Annotated in this window: 17 protein-coding genes; 15 read left to right on the plus strand and 2 right to left on the minus strand. The window is 72.8% G+C overall.

Annotated features, from left to right (window positions below; genetic code table 11):
* Positions 1-42: 42 nt before the first annotated feature.
* A complete protein-coding gene (locus ACWCPF_RS07220) occupies positions 43-723 on the minus strand; it encodes an SGNH/GDSL hydrolase family protein (protein WP_451043967.1) in 681 nt (226 codons plus the stop codon).
* A 98-nt stretch (positions 724-821) separates the two neighbouring features.
* On the opposite strand from ACWCPF_RS07220, the gene ACWCPF_RS07225 reads away from it, so the two are divergent.
* The 3 genes from ACWCPF_RS07225 (at position 822) to ACWCPF_RS07235 (ending at position 3,525) form a co-directional block, all read left to right on the plus strand.
* The gene (locus ACWCPF_RS07225) at positions 822-1,811 is read left to right on the plus strand and encodes a WD40 repeat domain-containing protein (protein WP_451043968.1); all 990 of its coding nucleotides are present in this window, start codon (positions 822-824) and stop codon (positions 1,809-1,811) included.
* Positions 1,812-2,150: 339 nt separating this feature from the next.
* Positions 2,151-2,684, plus strand: coding sequence for a hypothetical protein (locus tag ACWCPF_RS07230; protein ID WP_451043969.1), 534 nt, complete (start codon positions 2,151-2,153; stop codon positions 2,682-2,684).
* Positions 2,685-2,793: 109 nt separating this feature from the next.
* A complete protein-coding gene (locus tag ACWCPF_RS07235) occupies positions 2,794-3,525 on the plus strand; it encodes a DUF7873 family protein (protein WP_451043970.1) in 732 nt (243 codons plus the stop codon).
* A 490-nt stretch (positions 3,526-4,015) separates the two neighbouring features.
* Here the strand turns inward: ACWCPF_RS07235 and serC are convergent, their stop codons facing one another.
* Positions 4,016-5,134, minus strand: coding sequence for a phosphoserine transaminase (serC, locus tag ACWCPF_RS07240; RefSeq protein ID WP_451043971.1), 1,119 nt, complete (start codon positions 5,132-5,134; stop codon positions 4,016-4,018).
* An 81-nt stretch (positions 5,135-5,215) separates the two neighbouring features.
* On the opposite strand from serC, the gene ACWCPF_RS07245 reads away from it, so the two are divergent.
* From ACWCPF_RS07245 to ACWCPF_RS07300, 12 genes are all read left to right on the plus strand, one after another.
* Positions 5,216-8,158 carry an FAD-linked oxidase C-terminal domain-containing protein gene (locus ACWCPF_RS07245; RefSeq protein ID WP_451043972.1) on the plus strand — a complete coding sequence of 981 codons (2,943 nt, stop codon included), beginning with the start codon at positions 5,216-5,218 and terminating at the stop codon, positions 8,156-8,158.
* Positions 8,159-8,453: 295 nt separating this feature from the next.
* Positions 8,454-9,602 (plus strand): lipid II:glycine glycyltransferase FemX, encoded by a 1,149-nt coding sequence (locus ACWCPF_RS07250; protein WP_451043973.1) that lies wholly within the window; start codon positions 8,454-8,456, stop codon positions 9,600-9,602.
* 155 nt (positions 9,603-9,757) lie between these two features.
* On the plus strand, positions 9,758-10,756 hold the full coding sequence (locus tag ACWCPF_RS07255; protein WP_451043974.1) for an EamA family transporter: 999 nt from the start codon (positions 9,758-9,760) through the stop codon (positions 10,754-10,756).
* Between the two features lie 126 nt (positions 10,757-10,882).
* A complete protein-coding gene (locus tag ACWCPF_RS07260; protein WP_451043975.1) occupies positions 10,883-11,677 on the plus strand; it encodes a TIGR03084 family metal-binding protein in 795 nt (264 codons plus the stop codon).
* Positions 11,674-13,404 (plus strand): acyclic terpene utilization AtuA family protein, encoded by a 1,731-nt coding sequence (locus ACWCPF_RS07265; RefSeq protein ID WP_451043976.1) that lies wholly within the window; start codon positions 11,674-11,676, stop codon positions 13,402-13,404. Before ACWCPF_RS07260 ends, ACWCPF_RS07265 begins: the two co-directional genes overlap by 4 nt.
* Positions 13,359-14,999 (plus strand): acyl-CoA carboxylase subunit beta, encoded by a 1,641-nt coding sequence (locus ACWCPF_RS07270; protein WP_451043977.1) that lies wholly within the window; start codon positions 13,359-13,361, stop codon positions 14,997-14,999. Before ACWCPF_RS07265 ends, ACWCPF_RS07270 begins: the two co-directional genes overlap by 46 nt.
* A 5-nt stretch (positions 15,000-15,004) precedes the next feature.
* The gene (locus ACWCPF_RS07275) at positions 15,005-16,861 is read left to right on the plus strand and encodes an ATP-binding protein (RefSeq protein ID WP_451043978.1); all 1,857 of its coding nucleotides are present in this window, start codon (positions 15,005-15,007) and stop codon (positions 16,859-16,861) included.
* A 55-nt stretch (positions 16,862-16,916) separates the two neighbouring features.
* Entirely contained in the window at positions 16,917-18,047 is a 1,131-nt protein-coding gene (locus tag ACWCPF_RS07280; protein WP_451043979.1) for an acyl-CoA dehydrogenase family protein, read from the plus strand.
* Between the two features lie 17 nt (positions 18,048-18,064).
* The gene (locus ACWCPF_RS07285) at positions 18,065-19,633 is read left to right on the plus strand and encodes a 4-coumarate--CoA ligase family protein (RefSeq protein WP_451043980.1); all 1,569 of its coding nucleotides are present in this window, start codon (positions 18,065-18,067) and stop codon (positions 19,631-19,633) included.
* Positions 19,630-20,427: an enoyl-CoA hydratase family protein gene (locus tag ACWCPF_RS07290; protein ID WP_451043981.1), complete on the plus strand. Its 798-nt coding sequence runs from the start codon at positions 19,630-19,632 to the stop codon at positions 20,425-20,427. Before ACWCPF_RS07285 ends, ACWCPF_RS07290 begins: the two co-directional genes overlap by 4 nt.
* Positions 20,415-21,035 carry a TetR/AcrR family transcriptional regulator gene (locus tag ACWCPF_RS07295; protein WP_451043982.1) on the plus strand — a complete coding sequence of 207 codons (621 nt, stop codon included), beginning with the start codon at positions 20,415-20,417 and terminating at the stop codon, positions 21,033-21,035. Before ACWCPF_RS07290 ends, ACWCPF_RS07295 begins: the two co-directional genes overlap by 13 nt.
* Positions 21,036-21,069: 34 nt before the next feature.
* A complete protein-coding gene (locus ACWCPF_RS07300; RefSeq protein ID WP_451043983.1) occupies positions 21,070-21,618 on the plus strand; it encodes a hypothetical protein in 549 nt (182 codons plus the stop codon).
* Positions 21,619-21,631: the final 13 nt, after the last annotated feature.

Below are 21,631 nucleotides of genomic sequence, written 5' to 3' on the forward strand. Positions count from 1 at the left end.
CGCAGTACAACGATACGCACGGTGACCGGATCACGGACGGCGTCACGCCGAGCGTGCGTACTCCCCGCCCAGCTCCCAGCCCTGGTACAGCGCCTCCGCGAAGGCCTCCGCGATCTTGTGCTCGCCGCTCGCGTTGGGATGCGTGCCGTCGTAGGTGTCGAGGTGCGTCTCGTAGCCGGGCGGGGGTGACGCCAGCAGCAGGGGGGAGCGGGGCTCGTCGAGGTCGACGACGGCCTTGGCGAGGAGTTCGTTGAAGGCGGCGACCTCGGCGGCGAAGTCGGGCTCCGTCTGCGCGCGGACGTTCGGGATCACCGGCAGCGCGACGATGCCCACCCGGGGGTTGGCCGCCCGCGCCTCGGCGACGAACGTCCGCACGTTGGCGGCGGTCTGCCCCGCGTTTGTGTAGAAGCCCAGGTCGATGAGGCCGAGGGCGACCAGCAGCACATCGGCTTGGTGCGCGCGGACCGCGCCGCCGATCAGCGGGGCCATGTGCAGCCAGCCCTCGCCCCAGCCGGCCAGATGGGCGCGGGGGAAGTCCGGATCGGCGTACTCGTAGGAGGTGGGCGCGTCCGTCGCCTTGTCGTACAGCGTCTCGCGCGGGCCGACGACGGCGAACGGGCCGCCGTACGTCGACCGCAGGTGCTGCCAGATCCGATAACGCCATGTGTGTTCGCCGGCGCTTCCGATCGTCTGGGAGTCGCCGACGGGCATGAACCTGAGCATCCGCTCATCATCGGGGATCAGTGGGAGGCAGGGGACGGGCGGGGGTGTGAGACGGGCCACGCGCCGTGAAACCCCGGCCGGGATGGCAGGCTTGGGGGATGCGTCGCTTGTTTGCGTTCCTTGCCGCGGTCCTGCTCACCGGGGTGCTCGCCGCGCCCGCTGCCGCCGCCGACGGCGACGAGGGGTTCACCGTCACCGACCCCCGGATCACCGAGTCCAGCGGACTGGCGGCGTCCCGTCAGCACCCGGGCGTCTACTGGACGCACAACGACCAGGACACCTGCGCCTGCCTCTACGCCGTGGACAGCGGCACCGGCAAGACGGTCGCCACGGTCACCCTGACCGGCGTGGGCACCCCGCGTGACATCGAGGCCATCGCCATGGGCCCCGACAACCAGCTCTGGGTCGGCGACATCGGCGACAACGACGGCGTGACCTGGCCCTACGTCTGGATCTATCAGCTCCCCGAGCCCAAGGAGCTCAAGGACCAGAGCATCCGGGCCAAGCAGTACGTCGTGAAGTACTCGGACGGCTCCCGCGACGCCGAGTCCCTGATCGTCCATCCCAAGACCGGCCGCGTGTACATCATCGACAAGCACGAGGACGGGGGGCATCTGTACGAGAGTCCCGCGAAGCTCTCCACGTCCGGCGCGAACGTCTTCAAGCCCATCGTCCCCGTCGAGCTGTGGGCCACCGACGCCGCTTTCTCCCCGGACGGCTCCCAACTCGCCGTCCGCGGCTACCTCGGCGGCATCCACTACGACTGGAACGGCGGGAAGATCGAGCGCAAGGGGCGGCTCGACGTGCCTCTGCAACGGCAGGGGGAGTCCGTCAGCTACTCCGTCGACGGCACCAAGCTGATGTACGGCACCGAGGGCACCGCGAGTGAGGTGGTGGCGGAGGACGCGCCCGAGGGGGCCGCGACCTCCGCCTCCAAGTCCCCTGCGGGCGGCGGTGGTTCGAGCGCGTCGGGGGCCGGCGACGGCGACGGCGGCTCCTCGGCCTCCGGCAGCGTCAAGTTCGGCGCGCTGGCCGTCGCCGTGCTCTGCGCGGCCTTCCTCCTCCGCCGGCTGCGTCGCCGCGAGTAGGCGCCGCCGGTCGCGCTGCGGGGGTGTGGTGCGGGGGTGTGGTGCGGCGTGGCCGGTGGGGTGGGGCGTGGCCGGTGGGGTGCGCTCGCGGGCGTCGCGCTGCTGCCTTGCCGCGTCTCGCCGCCGTCCCACATCCGGCGGCCGGTGCGGAGGTTCCGGCGGCTCGGACGGTGCGGGGCGCGCGGCCGGTTCTGTGGTGAGGCGGGTGGCCCGCGCGTGGTCACCCGTCCGGCGTATCCGGCGCGACAGCGGGCCGGTCGTCCGCGCACGCTGAAGTGTCTCGCGGGACGGGGGCGGAGTCTCGACACGCGGTCCCGCCCTCATCTGATCGGAGACCCCATGCGCGGTCATGCCATACGCGCCGCAAGAAGGCTCACCCTGTTCGTCGCCGCCCTGGGACTGACCGTCCCGGCGGTGCTGGCCACCGCCCAGCCGGCCCAGGCCGTGACCGTGCGCGTGCGCACCGCCACGCTGCCGCTCAGCGGTACCCTCTCCGGCCCCTCGGAGCAGATCGCCGTCACCGGCAGCATCACCGTCACCGTCCTCACCAGGACGAACACCGGTGGCGGCGGCACGGCGCAGATCATCAGCCGGCTGGGCGGCACCAGCGGCGTCGGCGCCACGACCGGCGCGCGGTACCTGTTCGTCGGCGCCGACAGCGACACGGTCTCGTTCCCGCCGGGCCCGGTCACGCCGCTGACCGTCTTCCCGACGTTCCTCCGGATCAACCCGTACGTGCCGCCCAACCCCATCGTGCCGCCGAACCCGATCGCACCCGTACGGGTCGACGTGACCGTCACGGGCACCGGCGTCATCAACACCATCGCCGCCGAACTGGACGAACCCGAAGAAGGCCCCGACGCCCGCACCTGACGGGCACCCGGTCCTTCCACAGCGGCGGCACCCTTCTCCGGGCGCCGCCGCCGAGTCCGCTCCCGTAAATCGAATGCGTGTCGGTGTCGCGCCTTGGTAGCTTCCTCGCGTGCCGAAGCTCAATCAGATCATCGCCGTGGAAAAAGGCGTCAAGTCGAAGTCCCTGCAGGAACTCACGCAGGCCCATCACGATGTGCAGAAGCCCGCGTTGCTGGCGGGAATCTCCCGCACCTACCAGGCGAAGGACGAAGAGGGCGAGCAGTTGCCGCCGGAGTCCACGCGGGTCCAGGTCAAGGCGGAGGACGTGCTGCGTTCCGCCGCCGCGACGCTCACCCGGCTGTTCGACGTGACGGCGGCGAAGGACTGGGCGAACCGTACGGCGGTCGCCGACGTCGTCGTCGACGGCGCCGTGCTGCTGTCCGCCGTCCCGGTGCCGTATCTCCTGTTCCTGGAGAAGCAGCTCACGGATCTGAACACCTTCGTGCGCAAGCTGCCGGTGCTGGACGCCTCCGAGTCGTGGACGTTCGACCCGTCGACGGACGGGTGGAAGACGGAGGCGGTGCGGACCATCCGCACGAAGAAGGTCCCGCGCAACCATGTGAAGGCCGAGGCCACGGAGAAGCACCCGGCCCAGGTCGAGGTGTACTACGAGGACGTGCCCGTGGGCTACTGGACCACGGTCAAGTTCTCCGGCGCGCTGCCGGCCCGCAGGGTCAACGAGCTGATCGACCGGGTCGAGAAGCTGCAGCAGGCCGTGAAGTACGCCCGCGAGGAGGCCAACGGCATCGAGGTCACCGAACAGAGGGTGGGTGACGCGGTTTTCGGCTACCTGTTCCGGTAGCCCCCTGATCGCCCCTCGTGCGAGCGAGGGGTGCGCGAAGAGCGCAAGCTGAAACTGATGTTGAAGCTGAACCAGGGGTGACAGTTGGGGGTTCGAATCCCTCCCCCGGCACACTGGCCGGGGTGGCCCAAATGGCAGAGGCGGCCCCATGAATCTCAGATTCTCGCTCCAGTCTCAGTATTCGCCACCGAACGCCGGATCGACCGAGCGCGGACGATCGTCGACGAATAGGGGTTCAAGTCCCCTCTGTGCCTCTCCTTCTCTCCACCTCTTCATTTCCTTCCGTGGCACGGTAGTTCAAAGGCAGAACGCGTCGACCTCAGAATGATCCGCGACTCTTAAACGCCGCCGGTGTGCGCAAATGGGTGGCACAACAGGCCTCGGGAGCCGGATACCGCTCCCGGGGCCGTCCCCGTTGGGACGACGACGAGGGCGCCCGCCGCGTTGTCGCGTCGGGCGCCCTCGTCGTCGAACGGGGTACGGGAACCGGTTACAGCTTTTCGATCACGTAGTCGATGCAGTTCGTGAGCGCCTCGACGTCCGCCGGGTCGATCGCCGGGAACATCGCCACGCGCAGCTGGTTGCGGCCGAGCTTGCGGTAGGGCTCGGTGTCGACGATGCCGTTGGCGCGCAGCACCTTGGCGATCGCGGCGGCGTCGATCTCGTCCGCGAAGTCGATCGTGCCGATGACCTGCGAGCGCTTGGCCGGGTCCGTGACGAACGGGTTCGCGTGCTTGGACTCCTCGGCCCAGGTGTACAGGCGCGTCGAGGAGTCCTTCGTGCGGGCCGACGACCACGCCAGGCCGCCCTGGCCGTTGATCCACTCCAGCTGCTCGTTGAGGAGGAACAGGGTGCTCAGGGCCGGGGTGTTGTACGTCTGGTTCTTGCGGGAGTTGTCGATCGCCGTGGGGAGGCTGAAGAACTCCGGGATGTGGCGGCCGCTCGCGTGGACGCGTTCCGCGCGCTCGATCGCCGCCGGGGAGAACACGCCGATCCACAGGCCGCCGTCGGAGGCGAAGGACTTCTGCGGGGCGAAGTAGTAGACGTCCGTCTCGGCGATGTCGACCGGGAGGCCGCCCGCGCCGGAGGTGGCGTCCACCAGAACCAGCGCACCGGCGTCCGCGCCCGCGACCCGCTTCAGCGGGGCGGCGACACCGGTCGAGGTCTCGTTGTGGGTGAACGCGTAGACGTCGACGCCCGCCTCGGCCGTCGCCTCGGGGTGCGTGCCCGGGTCGGAGGAGACGACGGTCGGCTCGGCCAGCCAGGGGGCGAGCTTCGCGGCCTTCGCGAACTTCGAGCTGAACTCACCGAACGTGAGGTGCTGCGACTTGTTCTCGATCAGGCCGTGCGTCGCGACGTCCCAGAAGGCCGTCGACCCGCCGTTGCCGAGGATGACCTCGTAGCCCTCGGGGAGGGAGAACAGCTCGGAGATGCCCTCGCGCACCTTGCCGACCAGGTTCTTGACCGGGGCCTGGCGGTGGGAGGTGCCGAGGAGGGACGTACCGGTGGCGGCCAGGGCGTCCAGCGCCTCCACCCGCACCTTGGAGGGGCCCGCGCCGAAACGACCGTCGGCGGGCTTGATGTCAGCAGGAATCTGGATCTCAGCCACGAGGGGAGGGTATCCGGTGGAGGAAACCTGACCGCAACATCGTCCGTCGGGTGAGACGAGGTATTTGGTTTGCTGGGACGTATGACGCAAGGCGGAAGTTCTGACGGTCTCGACGGTCTTGACGACCTTGAACGTGCGCTGCGGCCGGTCGTCCGCGGGGACGTGGAGTTCGGCGTCACGGCCCGCGCGCTCGTGACCATGGACGCCTCCAACTACCGACGCGTCCCCCTGGGCGTCGTCGCCCCGCGGGACGCCGACGACGTCGCGGCCGTGCTGGAGGTGTGCCGGACGCACCGGGTGCCGGTCGTCGCGCGCGGCGGGGGGACCTCGATCGCGGGGCAGGCGACCGGGACGGGGGTCGTGCTGGACTTCACCCGGTACCTGAACCGGGTGGTCTCCCTCGATCCCGAGGCGCGGACCGCCGTCGTGCAGCCGGGGCTCGTGCTCGACCGGCTCCAGGAGGCCGCCGCCCCGCACGGGCTGCGCTTCGGCCCGGACCCGTCCACGCACAGCCGGTGCACGCTCGGCGGGATGATCGGCAACAATTCGTGCGGCTCCCACTCGGTGGCCTGGGGGACGACGGCGGACAGCGTGCGCGAGCTGGACGTCGTCACCGCGCGCGGGCGGCGGCTGCGGCTGGGGCAGGGCTGGGCGGGCGCCCCCTACGGGCTGCGGGAGCTCGTGGACGGGGAGCTGGCCCGGCTCCGGACCGGCTTCCCCGACCTGCCCCGACGCATCTCCGGGTACGCCCTCGACGCGCTGCTGCCGGAGCACGGCGCCGACGTCGCCCGCTCCTTCTGCGGCAGCGAAGGCACCCTGGGAGTGGTGACGGAGGCCGTCGTCGGGCTCGTCGAGGCTCCACGCGCGCGTGCGCTCGCCGTCCTCGGCTACGCCGACGAGGGCGCCGCCGCCGAGGCCGCGGCCGGGCTGCTGCCGTACCGGCCGCTGACGGTGGAGGGCATGGCGGCCGACCTGGTCCCGGCCCGGGACCGGGCGGGGCTGCCGCGGGGCGGGGCCTGGCTGTTCGTCGAGACGGGCGGTGAGTCCGCGGGCGAGGCACACGCGCGTGCGGAGACGATCGTCCGCGCGGCGGATGTGCTGGACGCGCGGATCGTGCGCGACCCCGCCGGGCAGCGGGCGCTGTGGCGGATCCGGGAGGACGCCAGCGGCACGGCGACCCGGATGCCGGACGGCTCGGAGGCCTGGCCCGGCTGGGAGGACTGCGCGGTGCCGCCCGCCCGGCTCGGCGCCTATCTGCGCGACTTCCGCGGGCTGCTCACGGAACACGGCCTACGGGGCACCCCCTACGGGCACTTCGGGGACGGCTGCATCCATGTGCGCATCGACTTCGATCTGCTGACGGCCACCGGAGTCGCCCGCTTCCGGCGGTTCTCCGAGGAACTGGCCGACCTGGTGGCGGCCCACGGCGGCTCGCTCTCCGGCGAGCACGGCGACGGCCAGGCCCGCGCGGAACTGCTCCCCAGGATGTACGGGCCGGAGATGGTCGCCCTGTTCGAGCGGGCGAAGCGCGTCTGGGACCCGGACGACCTGCTCAACCCGGGGATGCTGGTGCGCCCCGCGCCGCTCGACGGCAACCTCCGCTTCGCCGTCCTCCCGCGCGAGCCGGTCGACGTGGCCTTCGGGTACCCGTCCGACGGCGGCGACTTCTCGGCGGCCGTGCGCCGGTGCGTGGGCGTCGCCAAGTGCCGGACGACGACGCCTGCGGCCGGGTCGGGGTCGGGGTCGGGGGTGATGTGTCCGTCGTTCCGTGCCACCGGGCGGGAGGAGCACTCCACGCGCGGGCGTGCCCGTCTGCTGCACGAGATGCTGGCCGGTGAGCTGGTCACCGACGGCTGGCGCTCCACGGAGGTCCGGGACGCGCTCGACCTGTGCCTGTCCTGCAAGGGCTGCCGCTCCGACTGCCCGGTCGAGGTCGACATGGCCACCTACAAGGCGGAGTTTCTGCACCACCACTACGAAGGGCGTCGGCGCCCGGCCGCGCACTACAGCATGGGCCGGCTGCCGGTCTGGCTGCGATGGGCGAGCCGGGTGCGGGCGGCCCCGCTGCTCAACGCGCTCGCCTCCGTCGGCCCGCTCGCGGGCGCCGCCAGGCGGCTGGGCGGGATCGCTCCGGAGCGGGCCATCCCGCGGCTGGCGACGGAGACGTTCAGCGCGTGGTGGCGGCGGCGAAAGCCCACGCGGGACCGGGGCGAGCTGGTCGTCCTGTGGCCCGACACCTTCACCGACCACCTCTCGCCGTCCGTGGGCCGGGCCGCCGTCCGCGTCCTGGAGGCGGCGGGGCTGCGGGTGGCGCTGCCGCCGACCCTGCGGATGCGGGGACGGCCGGTCGGCGACGGCCGGTCGAGGGGCCTGGGCGCGGCGGCCGCGCTGCTGACCGCCCGCCGGGGCCGGGTCTGCTGCGGGCTGACCTACGTCTCCACCGGCCAGCTCGACCACGCGCGCGTGGTGCTGCGCCGCACGCTCGACCTGATGGAACCGGTGCTGGAGAGCGGCGCACCGGTCGTCGTCCTGGAGCCGAGCTGCGCGGCCGCGCTGCGCACCGACCTGCCCGAGCTGCTGCACGACGACCCGCGCGCGGCCCGTCTCGCCGCCCGCGTCCTCACCTTCGCGGAGGCCCTGGAGCGGCACGCCCCGGGCTGGACCCCGCCCCGGCTGGACCGTCCGGCGGTCGGTCAGACCCACTGCCATCAGCATGCGGTGCTGGGCGACGCGGCCGAGCGGCGGCTCCGCGAGGCCGCGGGGCTCACCGGGGCGCTGAGCGGGGGGTGCTGCGGCCTCGCCGGCAACTTCGGTTTCGAGAAGGGCCACTTCGAGGTGTCCACGGCGTGCGCGGAGGAGCAGCTGCTGCCGGCCGTGCGGGATGCCCCGGAGGGCGCGGTGGTCCTCGCGGACGGCTTCTCCTGCCGGACCCAGCTGGAGCAACTCGCGGGCGTCCGGAGCAGGCACCTCGCGGAGGCACTGGCGGAGGGGCTGGAGGCGCAGGGGCTGGAGGCGGAGGGCTGACGGGCGGGGCCCCTGGCGGGAGGGCGGGAGCGCGGGAGGGCGTGACGGGCGGCAGGGCGTTCGGCGGCAGGCGCGACGGGTGGGGCGGTGTGATGGGCGGCTGGTGTGACTGGCGCGGCGGCGCAGCGGGCGTGACCGGCGGGGCGGTGTAACCGGCGGGGCGGGTGGCTGGCGTCGGCCATCTGCACGCGTGTGTGGCCGACACGGTGGCGGTCGGCGTGCTCGGTCCCAGGGATGACCGGGGCCGACTCCTAGGCTGGCTCGTCTGCACAACCGTGCGAAGGAGCCCCCGCGGATGAGCCGTACGAGCCGTACCAGCCTGCGTGTCCAGTCCATCAGCCGCGCCGAGCACCTGGCGTTCGTCGCGGCCCGTCCCTCCGCCAGCCATATGCAGCTCCCGTCGTGGGGGGACGTCAAGCCGGACTGGCGGGCGGAGAGCCTGGGATGGATCGACGAGGCGGGGGAGCTCGTGGGGGTCGGGCTGGCGCTGCTGCGACCGCTGCCCAGACTGAAGCTGAAGAAGTACCTGGCCTATCTCCCCGAGGGGCCGGTCATCGACTGGTACGCGCCCGACCTGGTCGAGCGCTGGCTGGATCCGCTGCTCGCGCACCTGCGGGCGCTGGGCGCGTTCTCGGTGAAGCTGGGCCCGCCCGTCGCCGTACGGCGCTGGAGCGCCGACGCCGTCAAGGCGGCCATCGCCGACCCCGCCGCCCACCGGCTGCGGGACGCGGAGCCGAGCTCGTACGATCCGCGCGCCTTCGAGGTCGTCGACCGGCTGCGCCGCTCCGGCTGGCAGCAGACCGAGTCGGAGGGGGAGGAGGGGTTCGCCGCCGGCCAGCCGCGCCACGTCTTCCAGATCCCGTTCGCCGGACGGTCCCTGGAGGAGGTGCACGGCGGTCTCAACCAGCAGTGGCGGCGCAACATCAAGAAGGCGGAGAACGCTGGCGTCAAGGTCGTCCGCGGCGGCTACGAGGACCTGCCGGCGTTCTACGGCCTCTACACCGAGACCGCCGAGCGCGACCGCTTCATCCCGCGCCCGCTGCCCTACTTCCAGCGCATGTGGAACGCGCTGAACGCCGAACACCCCGACCGTATGCGGCTCTACCTCGCCCACCACGACGGCGAGGTCCTCGCCGCCGCCACCATGCTGACCGTCGGCGAGCACGTCTGGTACTCCTACGGCGCGTCCACCGCCCGCAAGCGCGAGGTCCAGCCCAACAACGCCATGCAGTGGCGCATGATGGCCGACGCCCATGAACTAGGCGCGGCCGTCTACGACCTGCGGGGGATCACGGACACCCTGGAGGAGTCCAACCATCTGCTCGGCCTGCTGCGCTTCAAGGTCGGCACGGGCGGACAGGCCGTGGAGTACGTGGGCGAGTGGGACTTCCCGCTCAACCGGGTGCTGCAGAAGGCGCTGGACCTGTACATGGCGCGCCGCTAGCGGGCATCTGCCAGCGGGCATCGCGCCGATAGCAGGCATCTCACAGCCCGAGACAGCGGCAAAATCGGTTCACACACCTGACGGAGTCCATTAGCCTGGACTCGACAGTGCATCGTGATGAACGAACCGAACCGCGCCGAGCACCTGGACCGCCCGTGACACCCCCCGACGCAGCAGCCGCGACCGCCACCGCCCCAGGCGCCGCCACCGGCGCCTCCCCGCAGCTCTCGGCGGCTCCGGGCCGGCTCGGCTCCCTCGGCTCCCTCGGTCCGGTCGGCCTGGTGCTGGCCGGCGGGATCTCGGTGCAGTTCGGCGGCGCGCTGGCGGTGACGCTGATGCCGAGGGCGGGCGCGCTCGGCGTGGTGGCGCTGCGGCTGCTGGTGGCGGCGGTGGTGCTGCTCGTCGTCTGCCGGCCGCGGCTGCGCGGACACTCGCGCGCGGACTGGGGGACGGTCGTCGTCTTCGGCGTCACGATGGCCGCGATGAACGGCCTGTTCTACCAGGCCGTGGACCGCATCCCGCTGGGCCCGGCGGTGACGCTGGAGGTGCTGGGCCCGCTGGCGCTCTCGGTCTTCGCCTCGCGCCGCGCGCTGAACCTGGTCTGGGCGGGCCTGGCCCTCGCGGGCGTCTTCCTGCTCAGCGCCGGAGCGGGCGGCGACGGGCACGGGGGTGACGGAGGCTTCGGCGCGCTCGATCCGGTCGGCGTGGCGTTCGCGCTGGGGGCGGGCGCCATGTGGGCCGCGTACATCGTCTTCAGCGCCCGCACCGGCCGCCGGTTCCCGCAGGCGGACGGCCTGGCCCTGGCGATGACGGTGGGCGCGCTGCTGTTCCTCCCGCTGGGCCTCGCGGAGTCGGGCGCGAAGCTGGTCGACCCGGTGACGCTGGGCCTGGGCGCGGCGGTCGCCGTCCTCTCCTCGGTCCTGCCGTACACGCTCGAACTGCTCGCGCTGCGCAGCCTGCCCGCCTCCACCTTCGCGATCCTGATGAGCCTGGAACCCGCCGTCGCCGCGACCGCGGGCTTCCTCATCCTCGACCAGGCCCTGACCACCACCCAGGCGGCGGCGATCGCCCTGGTCGTCGCGGCGAGCATGGGCGCGGTGCGGACGCAGGTGGGGCGGGGGAAGCGCGCGAGGACGGCCGTTCCGGAAGCCTGAGCCTTACGGCGGCGAGGGCCTTGATCCTCATGGGGACGAGCGGCTTGTTCTCGTGGGGATGAGCGGCTTGGCCGAATTAATGCAAGCATGCTTGATTGTTTCTGGGGTCGGTGCCAAGCTCGCCCCATGGCCGACCCCACCCCCGTGCTCGATGATCTCCGCGCCGAAGGCGACGAACTGGACCGGCTCGTCGCCGAGTTGGAGCCGGAGCAGTGGGCGCTGCCGACCCCGGCCGCCGGCTGGACCGTCGCCCACCAGATCGCGCATCTCACCTGGACCGACCACTCCTCCCTGCTGGCCGTGACCGACCAGGCCGCCTTCGCCCGTGAGGTCGAGAAGGCGCTGGCCGAGCCCGGCGACTTCGTGGACAACGGGGCCGAGCAGGGCGTCGCGAAGCCGCCCGTGCGGCTGCTGGGCGCCTGGCGGGCGGAGCGCGAGGCCCTGCAGAACGCCCTGCGGGCGGCCCCCGAGGGAGCGCGTTTCCCCTGGTACGGCCCGCCCATGTCGGCCGCTTCGATGGCCACCGCCCGGCTGATGGAGACCTGGGCCCACGGCCTGGACGTCGCCGACGCGCTGGGCGTCGTGCCCGCGCCCACCGACCGGCTGCGGCACATCGTCCGGCTCGGCGTCCGCACCCGCGACTACGCCCTCGGCCTGCACGGACAGCCCGTGCCGTTCGAGGAGTTCCGGGTCGAGCTGACGGGCCCCGCCGGCGAGTCGTGGGTGTACGGGCCCGAGGACGCCGACGACCGCGTCACCGGCCCCGCCCTCGACTTCTGCCTCCTGGTCACCCGGCGCGCAAACCGCGCCGACCTCGCCCTGCGCGCCGAGGGCCCCGACGCCGACCGCTGGCTGGACGTCGCCCAGGCCTTCGCGGGCCCGCCCGGCACCGGCCGCCCGCCGAAGGGAACCGCCCGGTGACCGCCCCGGCCACTTCTCGTGCGGCGACGGCGACGGTCCTGCGCATCGGCAACGCCTCCGGCTTCTACGGCGACCGCTTCGACGCGGTCCGCGAGATGCTCACGGGCGGCGAACTCGACGTCCTCACCGGCGACTACCTCGCCGAACTGACCATGCTGATCCTGGGCCGGGACCGGCTCAAGGACCCGTCCGCCGGCTACGCCCGCACCTTCCTGCGGCAGCTGGAGGAGTCCCTCGGCCTCGCCCACGACCGCCGCGTGCGGATCGTCACCAACGCGGGCGGCCTCAATCCGGCCGGACTCGCCTACGCCGTACGGCAGTTGGCGGACCGGCTCGGCATCCCCGCACGCGTCGCGCACGTCGAGGGCGACGACGTCGGCCCTGCCCACCCCGGCAGCCTCACCGCCCACGCCTACCTCGGCGGCTTCGGCATCGCCGCCTGTCTGCGGGCGGGCGCGGACATCGTCGTCACGGGACGCGTCACCGACGCGGCGCTGGTCATGGGGCCGGCCGCCGCCCACTTCGGCTGGCGGCCGGGCGACCACGACCGGCTCGCGGGGGCCGTCGTCGCCGGGCACGTCCTGGAATGCGGGACGCAGGCCACCGGCGGCAACTACGCCTTCTTCGCCGAAGACCGGCCGGGGGGCCGTGACCTGCGGCGACCCGGCTTCCCCCTCGCCGAGATCCACGCGGACGGCAGCAGCGTCATCACCAAGCACCCCGGCACCGGCGGCTTCGTCGACGTCGGCACGGTGACCGCGCAGCTCCTCTACGAGACGGCCGGCGCCCGGTACGCGGGCCCCGACGTCACCGCCCGTCTGGACACCGTACGACTCACCCAGGACGGCCCCGACCGGGTGCGGATCGACGGCGTGCGCGGCGAGGCCCCGCCCCCGACCCTCAAAGTCGGCCGCACCCGCCTCGGCGGCTTCCGCAACGAGGTCGTCTTCGTGCTCACCGGACTCGACATCGAGGCCAAGGCGGCCCTCGTGCGCGAGCAGCTGGCGGACGCGTTCGCCAAGTCCCGTCCGCAGGAGGTGCGGTGGGAGCTGGTCCGTACGGATCGTCCCGACGCCGACACCGAGGAGACGGCGAGCGCACTGCTCCGCCTCGTCGTACGGGACCCGGAACAGGCCGTCGTGGGGCGGGCGTTGAGCGGCGCCGCCGTGGAGCTGGCGCTGGGGAGCTACCCCGGGTTCCATGTGCTCGCGCCGCCCGGGAAGGGCTCCCCCTACGGGGTGTTCGAGGCCGCGTACCTCCCCCAGGACGACGTCGAGCACGTCGCCGTCCACGACGACGGGCGCCGCGAGCCCGTCCCCGCGCCCCCGGCCGCCGACACCCTCGTACTGGAGGCGGTGGCGGAATCGGAGCTGCCGGATCCGCTGCCGGCGGGGCCCGTGCGGCGCGCGCCCCTCGGGCTCGTCGCCGGGGCCCGCAGCGGCGACAAGGGCGGGAACGCCAACGTCGGGGTGTGGGCCCGCACGGACGAGGCCTGGCGCTGGCTCGCGCACGAGCTGACGGCCGACAGGTTCCAGCAGCTCATCCCCGAGAGCCAGGGGCTGACCGTCACCCGCCACGCCCTCCCGAATCTGCGCGCCCTCAACTTCGTCGTCGAGGGCGTCCTCGGCGCCGGCGTCGCCGCCCAGCACCGCTTCGACCCGCAGGCCAAGGCGCTCGGCGAATGGCTGCGCTCCCGCTGCCTGGACATCCCGGAGGCCCTCCTGTGACGGTCATCACGTCCACCCTGGACACCCACGGCCCCGACCATCGCGCGCATCGCGAGGCCATGCTCGCCAAGCTCGACGATCTGGCCGCCGAGCACGCGAAGGCGCTGGCGGGGGGCGGCGAGAAGTACGTCGCCCGGCACCGCGCGCGTGGCAAGCTCCTCGCCCGTGAGCGCATCGAGCTGCTCCTCGACCCCGACACGCCGTTCCTGGAGCTGTCGCCGCTGGCGGCCTGGGGCAGCGAGTACACGGTGGGCGCGTCGCTCGTCACCGGCATCGGGGTCGTCGAGGGCGTCGAGTGCCTGATCACCGCCAACGATCCGACCGTGCGCGGCGGCGCCAGCAACCCCTGGTCGCTGAAGAAGGCGCTGCGCGCGAACGACATCGCCCTCGCCAACCGGCTGCCCCTGATCAGCCTGGTGGAGTCGGGCGGCGCGGACCTGCCGTCCCAGAAGGAGATCTTCATCCCGGGCGGCGCGGTCTTCCGCGACCTGACCCGGCTCTCCGCCGCCGGCATCCCGACCGTCGCCGTCGTCTTCGGCAACTCCACCGCCGGCGGTGCGTACATCCCCGGCATGTCCGACCACGTGATCATGGTCAAGGAACGGGCGAAGGTGTTCCTCGGCGGGCCGCCGCTGGTCAAGATGGCCACCGGCGAGGAGAGCGACGACGAGTCGCTGGGCGGCGCGGAGATGCACGCGCGCGTGTCGGGCCTCGCCGACTACTTCGCCGTCGACGAGCGGGACGCGCTGCGGCAGGCCCGGCGGGTGGTGGCCCGCCTCAACCACCGCAAGGCGCACCGGGATCCGGGCCCGGTCGTAGCTCCCAAGTATGACGAGGAAGAGCTTCTGGGGATCGTCCCCGGGGATCTGCGCACGCCCTTCGACCCGCGCGAGGTCATCGCCCGGATCGTCGACGCCTCCGACTTCGACGAGTTCAAGCCGCTGTACGGCAGCAGCCTGGTGACCGGCTGGGCGGCGCTGCACGGCTATCCGGTGGGCATCCTGGCGAACGCCCAGGGCGTCCTGTTCTCCGCGGAGTCCCAGAAGGCCGCACAGTTCATCCAGCTCGCCAACCAGCGCGACATCCCGCTGCTGTTCCTGCACAACACCACCGGCTACATGGTCGGCCGCGAGTACGAGCAGGGCGGCATCATCAAGCACGGCGCGATGATGATCAACGCGGTCTCCAATTCGACGGTCCCGCATCTGTCCGTGCTCATGGGCGCGTCGTACGGCGCCGGCCACTACGGCATGTGCGGCCGCGCCTACGACCCCCGCTTCCTCTTCGCCTGGCCGAGCGCCAAGTCGGCCGTCATGGGCCCGCAGCAGCTCGCCGGCGTCCTGTCGATCGTCGCCCGCCAGTCGGCGGCGGCGAAGGGCCGGCCCTACGACGAGGACGGCGACGCCGCCCTGCGCGCCATGGTGGAGCAGCAGATCGAGTCGGAGTCGCTGCCGATGTTCCTGTCGGGACGCCTCTACGACGACGGCGTCATCGACCCGCGCGACACCCGCACGGTCCTGGGACTGTGCCTGTCAGCCATCCACACGGCGCCGTACGAAGGTGCGCGCGGCGGCTTCGGCGTCTTCCGGATGTGAGGCTCATGATTACTTCGGTTCTGGTGGCGAATCGCGGCGAGATCGCCTGCCGCATCTTCCGCACCTGCGGCGCGTCGGGAATCCGGACGGTCGCCGTGCACTCGGACGCGGACGACAACGCGCTCCACGCGCGCGTGGCCGACCTGGCGGTACGACTCCCGGGGGCGGCCCCCGCCGACACCTACCTGCGCGGCGACCTGATCGTGAAGGCGGCCGTCGCGGCGGGCGCGGACGCCGTGCACCCCGGCTACGGCTTCCTCTCCGAGAACGCCGAGTTCGCGCGCGCCGTCCTGGACGCGGGACTGGTCTGGATCGGCCCGCCGCCGGCGGCGATCGAGGCGATGGCGTCCAAGACGCGCGCGAAGGAGCTGATGGGCCTCGCACCCCTGGCCCCGGACGCGGTGACGCGGGCCGACCTGCCGGTCCTGGTGAAGGCGGCGGCGGGCGGCGGCGGACGCGGCATGCGCGTCGTACGCCGGCTGGAGGACCTGGCCGCCGCCCTGGAGGCCGCCCGCGCGGAGGCGGCGAGCGCCTTCGGCGACGGCGAGGTGTTCGTCGAGCCCTACATCGAGGACGGCCGCCATGTCGAGGTCCAGATCCTCGCCGACACCCACGGCACGGTGTGGGCGCTGGGCACCCGCGACTGCTCGCTGCAGCGCCGCCACCAGAAGGTGATCGAGGAGGCCCCGGCGCCCGGTCTGCCGCCGGAGCTGGACGCCGAGCTGCGCACGCTGGCCGTACGCGCCGCCCGCGCGGTGGACTACGTCGGGGCGGGCACGGTCGAGTTCCTGGTCGCCGACGGCCGGGCGCACTTCCTGGAGATGAACACCCGGCTCCAGGTCGAACACCCCGTCACGGAGACGGTCTTCGGCCTGGATCTGGTGGCCGAGCAGCTCCGCGTCGCGGAGGGCGGGGCGCTCGGCGCCGAACCCCCACGCGCGCGTGGGCACGCCGTCGAGGCCCGCCTCTACGCGGAGGACCCGGCGAAGGACTGGACCCCGCAGACCGGCGTCCTGCACCGGCTGGCCGTCCCGACGAGCGTCCGCCTGGACACGGGCTTCGAGGACGGCGACCCGATCGGCGTCCACTACGACCCCATGCTCGCCAAGGTCGTCGCGCACGCCCCCACGCGCGCGGAGGCGATCCGCACCCTCGCGGGCGCGCTGGAACAGGCGACGATCCACGGCCCGACCACCAACCGGGACCTTCTCGTCCGCTCCCTGCGCCACGAGGAGTTCACCTCGGCCCGTATGGACACGGGCTTCTACGACCGCCACCTGCCCGAGCTGACCGCCCCGGCCGCCGATCCGCTCGTCCCCCTGGCCGCGGCCCTCGCGGACGCAGCACGCACCGGCTCACGCTGGGGCGGCTGGCGCAACCTGCCCTCCCAGCCGCAGACGAGGCGGTACGCGAGGGGCGGCGAGGAGATCGAGGTCGGGTACGCGTACGGACGGACCGGCCCGACCGCCGAGGGCGTCCGGGTCGTGCACGCCGACCCGGCCCTGGTCGTTCTGGAGATCGACGGGGTACGCCGTCGTTTCGAGGTGGCCCGCTACGGCGACCAGGTCCACGTCAACGGGGAGACCCTGACGGCCCTTCCGCGCTTCCCGGCTCCGCAGACCCAGCATGCCGCCGGCTCGCTCCTGGCCCCGATGCCGGGAACGGTCGTCAAGCTGGCGCCGACTCTCATCACCGGATCGAGTGTCGAAGCGGGAGAACCGCTGGTGTGGCTCGAAGCGATGAAGATGCAACACGTCATCTCCGCCCCGGCGACGGGGACGGTGACGGCGCTGCCGGTGACAGAGGGGCAGCAAGTGGAGATGGGCGAGGTCTTGGCGGTCGTGGAGGCCGACCGGCCTTAGGGGCGCGAGGAACTGCGCGACCGGCCACAACGAACCCGCAGCCAAAGGAGCCACCGTGACGACCCTGATCGAATCCGACGAGCACAAGGCACTGCGCGCAGCGGTGGCCGCCTTCGCCAAGGCCCACACCGACACCGGTGACCTCTGGCAGGCCGCGGCCAAACTCGGCTACATCGGCGTCAACCTCCCGGAGGCCTACGGCGGAGGCGGCGGCGGCATCACCGAACTCTGCCTCGTCCTCGAAGAGCTCGGCGCCGCGGGCAACCCCCTCCTGATGATGATCGTCTCCCCGGCGATCTGCGGCACCGTGATCGCCCGCTTCGGCACGGAGGCCCAGAAGCAGGAGTGGCTGCCCGCGCTCGCGGACGGCAGCCGCCTCATGGCGTTCGGCATCACAGAGCCCGACGCCGGCTCCAACAGCCACCGCCTCACCACCACCGCCCGCCGCGACAGCGCCACCGGCGACTGGCTGCTGACCGGCCGCAAGGTCTTCGTCTCCGGCGTGGACATCGCGGACGCGACCCTCGTCGTCGGCCGCACGGAAGACGCCCGCACGGGCCGCCTCAAGCCCAGCCTCTTCATCGTCCCGCGTGATGCGCCCGGCTTCACCCGCCGCCGGATCGACATGGAACTGGACTGCGAGGAGAAGCAGTTCGAGCTGGTCCTGGACGACGTACGGCTCCCGCCGGAGGCGCTCGTCGGGGACGAGGACGCGGGTCTGCTCCAGCTGTTCGCCGGCCTCAACCCCGAGCGGATCATGACGGCCGCGTTCGCGATCGGCATGGGCCGCCACGCGCTGTCCCGCGCGGTCGAGTACGCCCGCGAGCGCACCGTCTGGAAGACCCCGATCGGCGCCCACCAGGCCGTCGCGCACCCCCTCGCACAGGCGCACATCGAGCTCGAACTGGCCCGCCTGATGATGCAGAAGGCGGCCCACCTGTACGACGCGGGGGACGACACGGGCGCGGGCGAGGCCGCCAACATGGCGAAGTACGCGGCGGGGGAGGCCTGTGTGAAGGCCGTCGACCAGGCGGTGCAGACCCTCGGCGGCAACGGCCTCACCACCGAGTTCGGGATCGCCAGGCTGATCACGGCGTCGCGCGTGGCTCGTATCGCCCCGGTGAGCCGGGAGATGATTCTGAACTACGTCTCCCACCAGACCCTGGGCCTGCCCAAGTCGTACTGACCCGCCTTGGAGGAACGATGTTCCGCAGCGAGTACGCAGACGTCCCGCCAGTCGAACTCCCCATCCACGAGGCCGTGCTGGGCCGCGCCGCGGAGTTCGGCGAGCTGCCCGCGCTCATCGACGGCACGGACGGCGCCACGCTCACCTACGACCAGGTGGACCGGTTCCACCGGAGCGTCGCCGCCGCGCTCGCCGAGGCCGGGGTCCGCAAGGGCGACGTCCTGGCCCTGCACAGCCCCAACACCGTGGCGTTCCCGATCGCGTTCTACGCGGCCACGCGCGCGGGGGCCACCGTCACCACCGTGCATCCGCAGGCCACGCCGGAGGAGTTCGCCAAGCAGCTGGAGGACTCGGCCGCGCGCTGGATCGTCACCGTGTCCCCGCTGCTCCAGACGGCCCGGCGGGCCGCCGAACTCGCGGGCGGCGTCGAGGAGATCTTCGTCTGCGACAGCGCGGCCGGGCACCGCTCGCTGATCGACATGCTCGCCTCGACGGCTCCCGAGCCCCGGGTGGACATCGACCCGGTGACCGATGTGGCCGCCCTGCCGTACTCCTCCGGCACGACCGGCGTGCCCAAGGGCGTGATGCTCACCCACCGGCAGATCGCCACCAACCTCGACCAGCTCCGGTCGGTGATGCGGGCGGGCCCCGGCGACCGCATCCTCGCCGTGCTGCCCTTCTTTCACATCTACGGCCTGACGGCGCTGATGAACGCGCCGCTGCGGCAGGGCGCCACGGTCGTCGTGCTGCCCCGCTTCGACCTGGAGACGTTCCTCGCGGCCATCCAGAACCACCGCATCACCGGCCTGTACGTGGCCCCGCCGATCGTCCTCGCCCTCGCCAAGCACCCGGCGGTCGCCCTCTACGACCTGTCGTCCCTCCAGTACGTCATCAGCGCGGCCGCGCCGCTGGACGCCGACCTCGCCGCGGCCTGCGCGAAGCGGCTGAAGCTGCCGCCCGTCGGCCAGGCCTACGGCATGACGGAACTGTCCCCGGGCACGCACGTCGTCCCGCTCGACGCCATGCGCGAGGCCCCCGCCGGCACCGTCGGCAAGCTCATCGCCGGCACCGAGATGCGGATCGTGTCCCTCGACGACCCCGACCAGGACCTGGAGGTCGGCGAGGCCGGCGAGATCCTCATCCGGGGCCCGCAGATCATGAAGGGCTATCTGCGGCGTCCCGACGCCACCGCCGACATGATCGACGGCGCCGGCTGGCTGCACACCGGTGACGTCGGGCGGGTCGACGAGGGCGGCTGGCTGTTCGTCGTGGACCGCGTCAAGGAACTGATCAAGTACAAGGGCTTCCAGGTGGCCCCGGCCGAACTGGAAGCGCTGCTGCTCACCCACCCCGGGATAGCGGACGCGGCCGTCATCGGCGTCTACAACGACGACGGCAACGAAGTCCCGCACGCGTACGTGGTGCGTCAGCCCGCCGCCCCGCATCTCTCCGAAGGAGAGATCGCGATGTACGTCGCCGAACGCGTCGCGCCCTACAAGCGCGTCCGCGAGGTCACCTTCATCGACGCCGTACCACGCGCGGCCAGCGGGAAGATCCTGCGCCGCAACTTGAGGGAGCGCACATGACACCCACCACGCCCACGACACCCACCACGCCCACGACGCCCACCACGCCCACGACGCCGCCGACCGTGATCGGGCGGGCCCGGGAACGCGGGGTCGAGACGCTCAGCCTCGACTCGCCCGACACCCGCAACGCGCTGTCGGCGGCCCTCGTCTGCGCCCTGGCCGACGCCCTCGCCGAGTGCGGCGCGGATCCCGAGGTCCGGGCCGTCGTCCTCACCCACACCGGCACCACCTTCTGCGCGGGCGCCGACCTGCGCGACCCTCCCGACCCGGAGGCGTTCGTCGGCCTGCTGCGGCAGATCGTGGAGCTGCCCAAGCCGGTCGTCGCCCGGGTCGCCGGACATGTCCGGGCCGGCGGCCTGGGCCTGCTGGCCGCCTGCGACATCGCCGCCGCCTCGACGGCGTCCACGTTCGCGTTCACCGAGGTTCGCATCGGGGTCGCGCCGGCGGTGATCTCCCTGCCGCTGCTGCCGCGCGCCGACCCCCGCGCCCTCTCCCGGTACTACCTCACCGGCGAGCGCTTCGACGCCCCCGAAGCCGCCCGCACCGGGCTGCTCACCGCGGCGGGGGACGACGTCGACGCCGTCCTCGAACCCGTCCTCGACGGTCTGCGCAGCTCCGCGCCCCAGGGGCTGGCCGAGACGAAACGGCTGCTCACGGCTAGGGTGCTGGAGACCTTCGACCGGGACGCGGCCGACCTCAGCGCGCTCTCGGCCCGGCTGTTCGCCTCCCCGCAGGCCCGCGAGGGGATGACGGCCTTCCTCGAACGACGGGATCCCGCATGGGTGCTGTGAGCGCAGTCGACCGCGACCGCGCCCCCAAGCAGGACCGCAGCCGGGCGACCCGGCAGCGGCTCCTGGCGGCCGCCGTGGCCTGTCTCGCCGAACACGGCTGGGCGGGCTCCACGGTCTCCGTAGTCGCCGAACGCGCGGGCGTCTCCCGCGGCGCCGCCCAGCACCACTTCCCCACCCGCGAGGACCTGTTCACCGCGGCCGTCGAGTACGTCGCCGAGGAACGCTCGACAGCCCTGCGCGCCCTGTTCCCGCAGGGCGCCACGGGCGACCGGCGCGCGGTGGTCACCGCCCTCGTCGACCTCTACACCGGCCCGCTGTTCCGCGCCGCCCTCCACCTCTGGGTCGCCGCCTCCAACGAGGAGCAACTGCGCCCGCGCGTGACGGAGCTGGAGGCCCGCGTCGGCCGCGAGACCCACCGGATAGCCGTCGAACTCCTCGACGCCGACGAGTCCGTGCCCGGCGTCCGCGAAACGGTCCAGGGCCTGCTGGACATGGCCCGCGGCCTGGGCCTCGCCAACCTCCTCACCGACGACGGCGGGCGGCGGGACCGGGTCGTGGCCCAGTGGGCGGTGCTGCTGGAGGACCAGCTCGGCGAACAGCCGGGCTGAGGGCGTTGTCAGTGCCGGGACCTACGGTTGCGGCATGGGAGACACATTCCAGACGATCGTCGACCGCGACGCGACGGCGCAGGAAGCGCCGCAGCTCGCGCGGCCCGTGGTCGACTGGCTGGTCGCCGAGGGCATCGTCCTCGCCGAGGCGGAACCCGGCTGGGCGCTGGGCGATCATCCCGCCCATCCGCCCGGCCCCCAGTGGCACAAGGCGGTGGCGGACGCCCGCTGGGGCGCGCCGGACGGCGTCGCCGTGCACACCGAGCGGCACATCTTCCACAGCGACTTCACCGACCGGGCAGGGGCGGCGACCTGCCCGCGCTGCGGGACGGCCGCGGACGACCTGGCGCTCTTCTCCCTCGCGATCGACCGGTGGCACAAAACCGGCGAGGCCGACGTCGACTGCCCCGCCTGCGCCGAGACCGTCCCGCTGCCCGCCTGGAACTGGGTCGACGACCACCTGGCCTTCGTCCACCTCGGCTTCGCGTTCTGGAACTGGCCCTGGCTCAGCGAGGAGTTCCGCGCCCGGCTGGCGGGGTTCCTGCCGGGCCACCGCACGGCGTTCCTCCCCGGCAAGATCTGAACCGCGCCCAGCC

This window comes from Streptomyces sp. NPDC001858, from assembly GCF_053594615.1.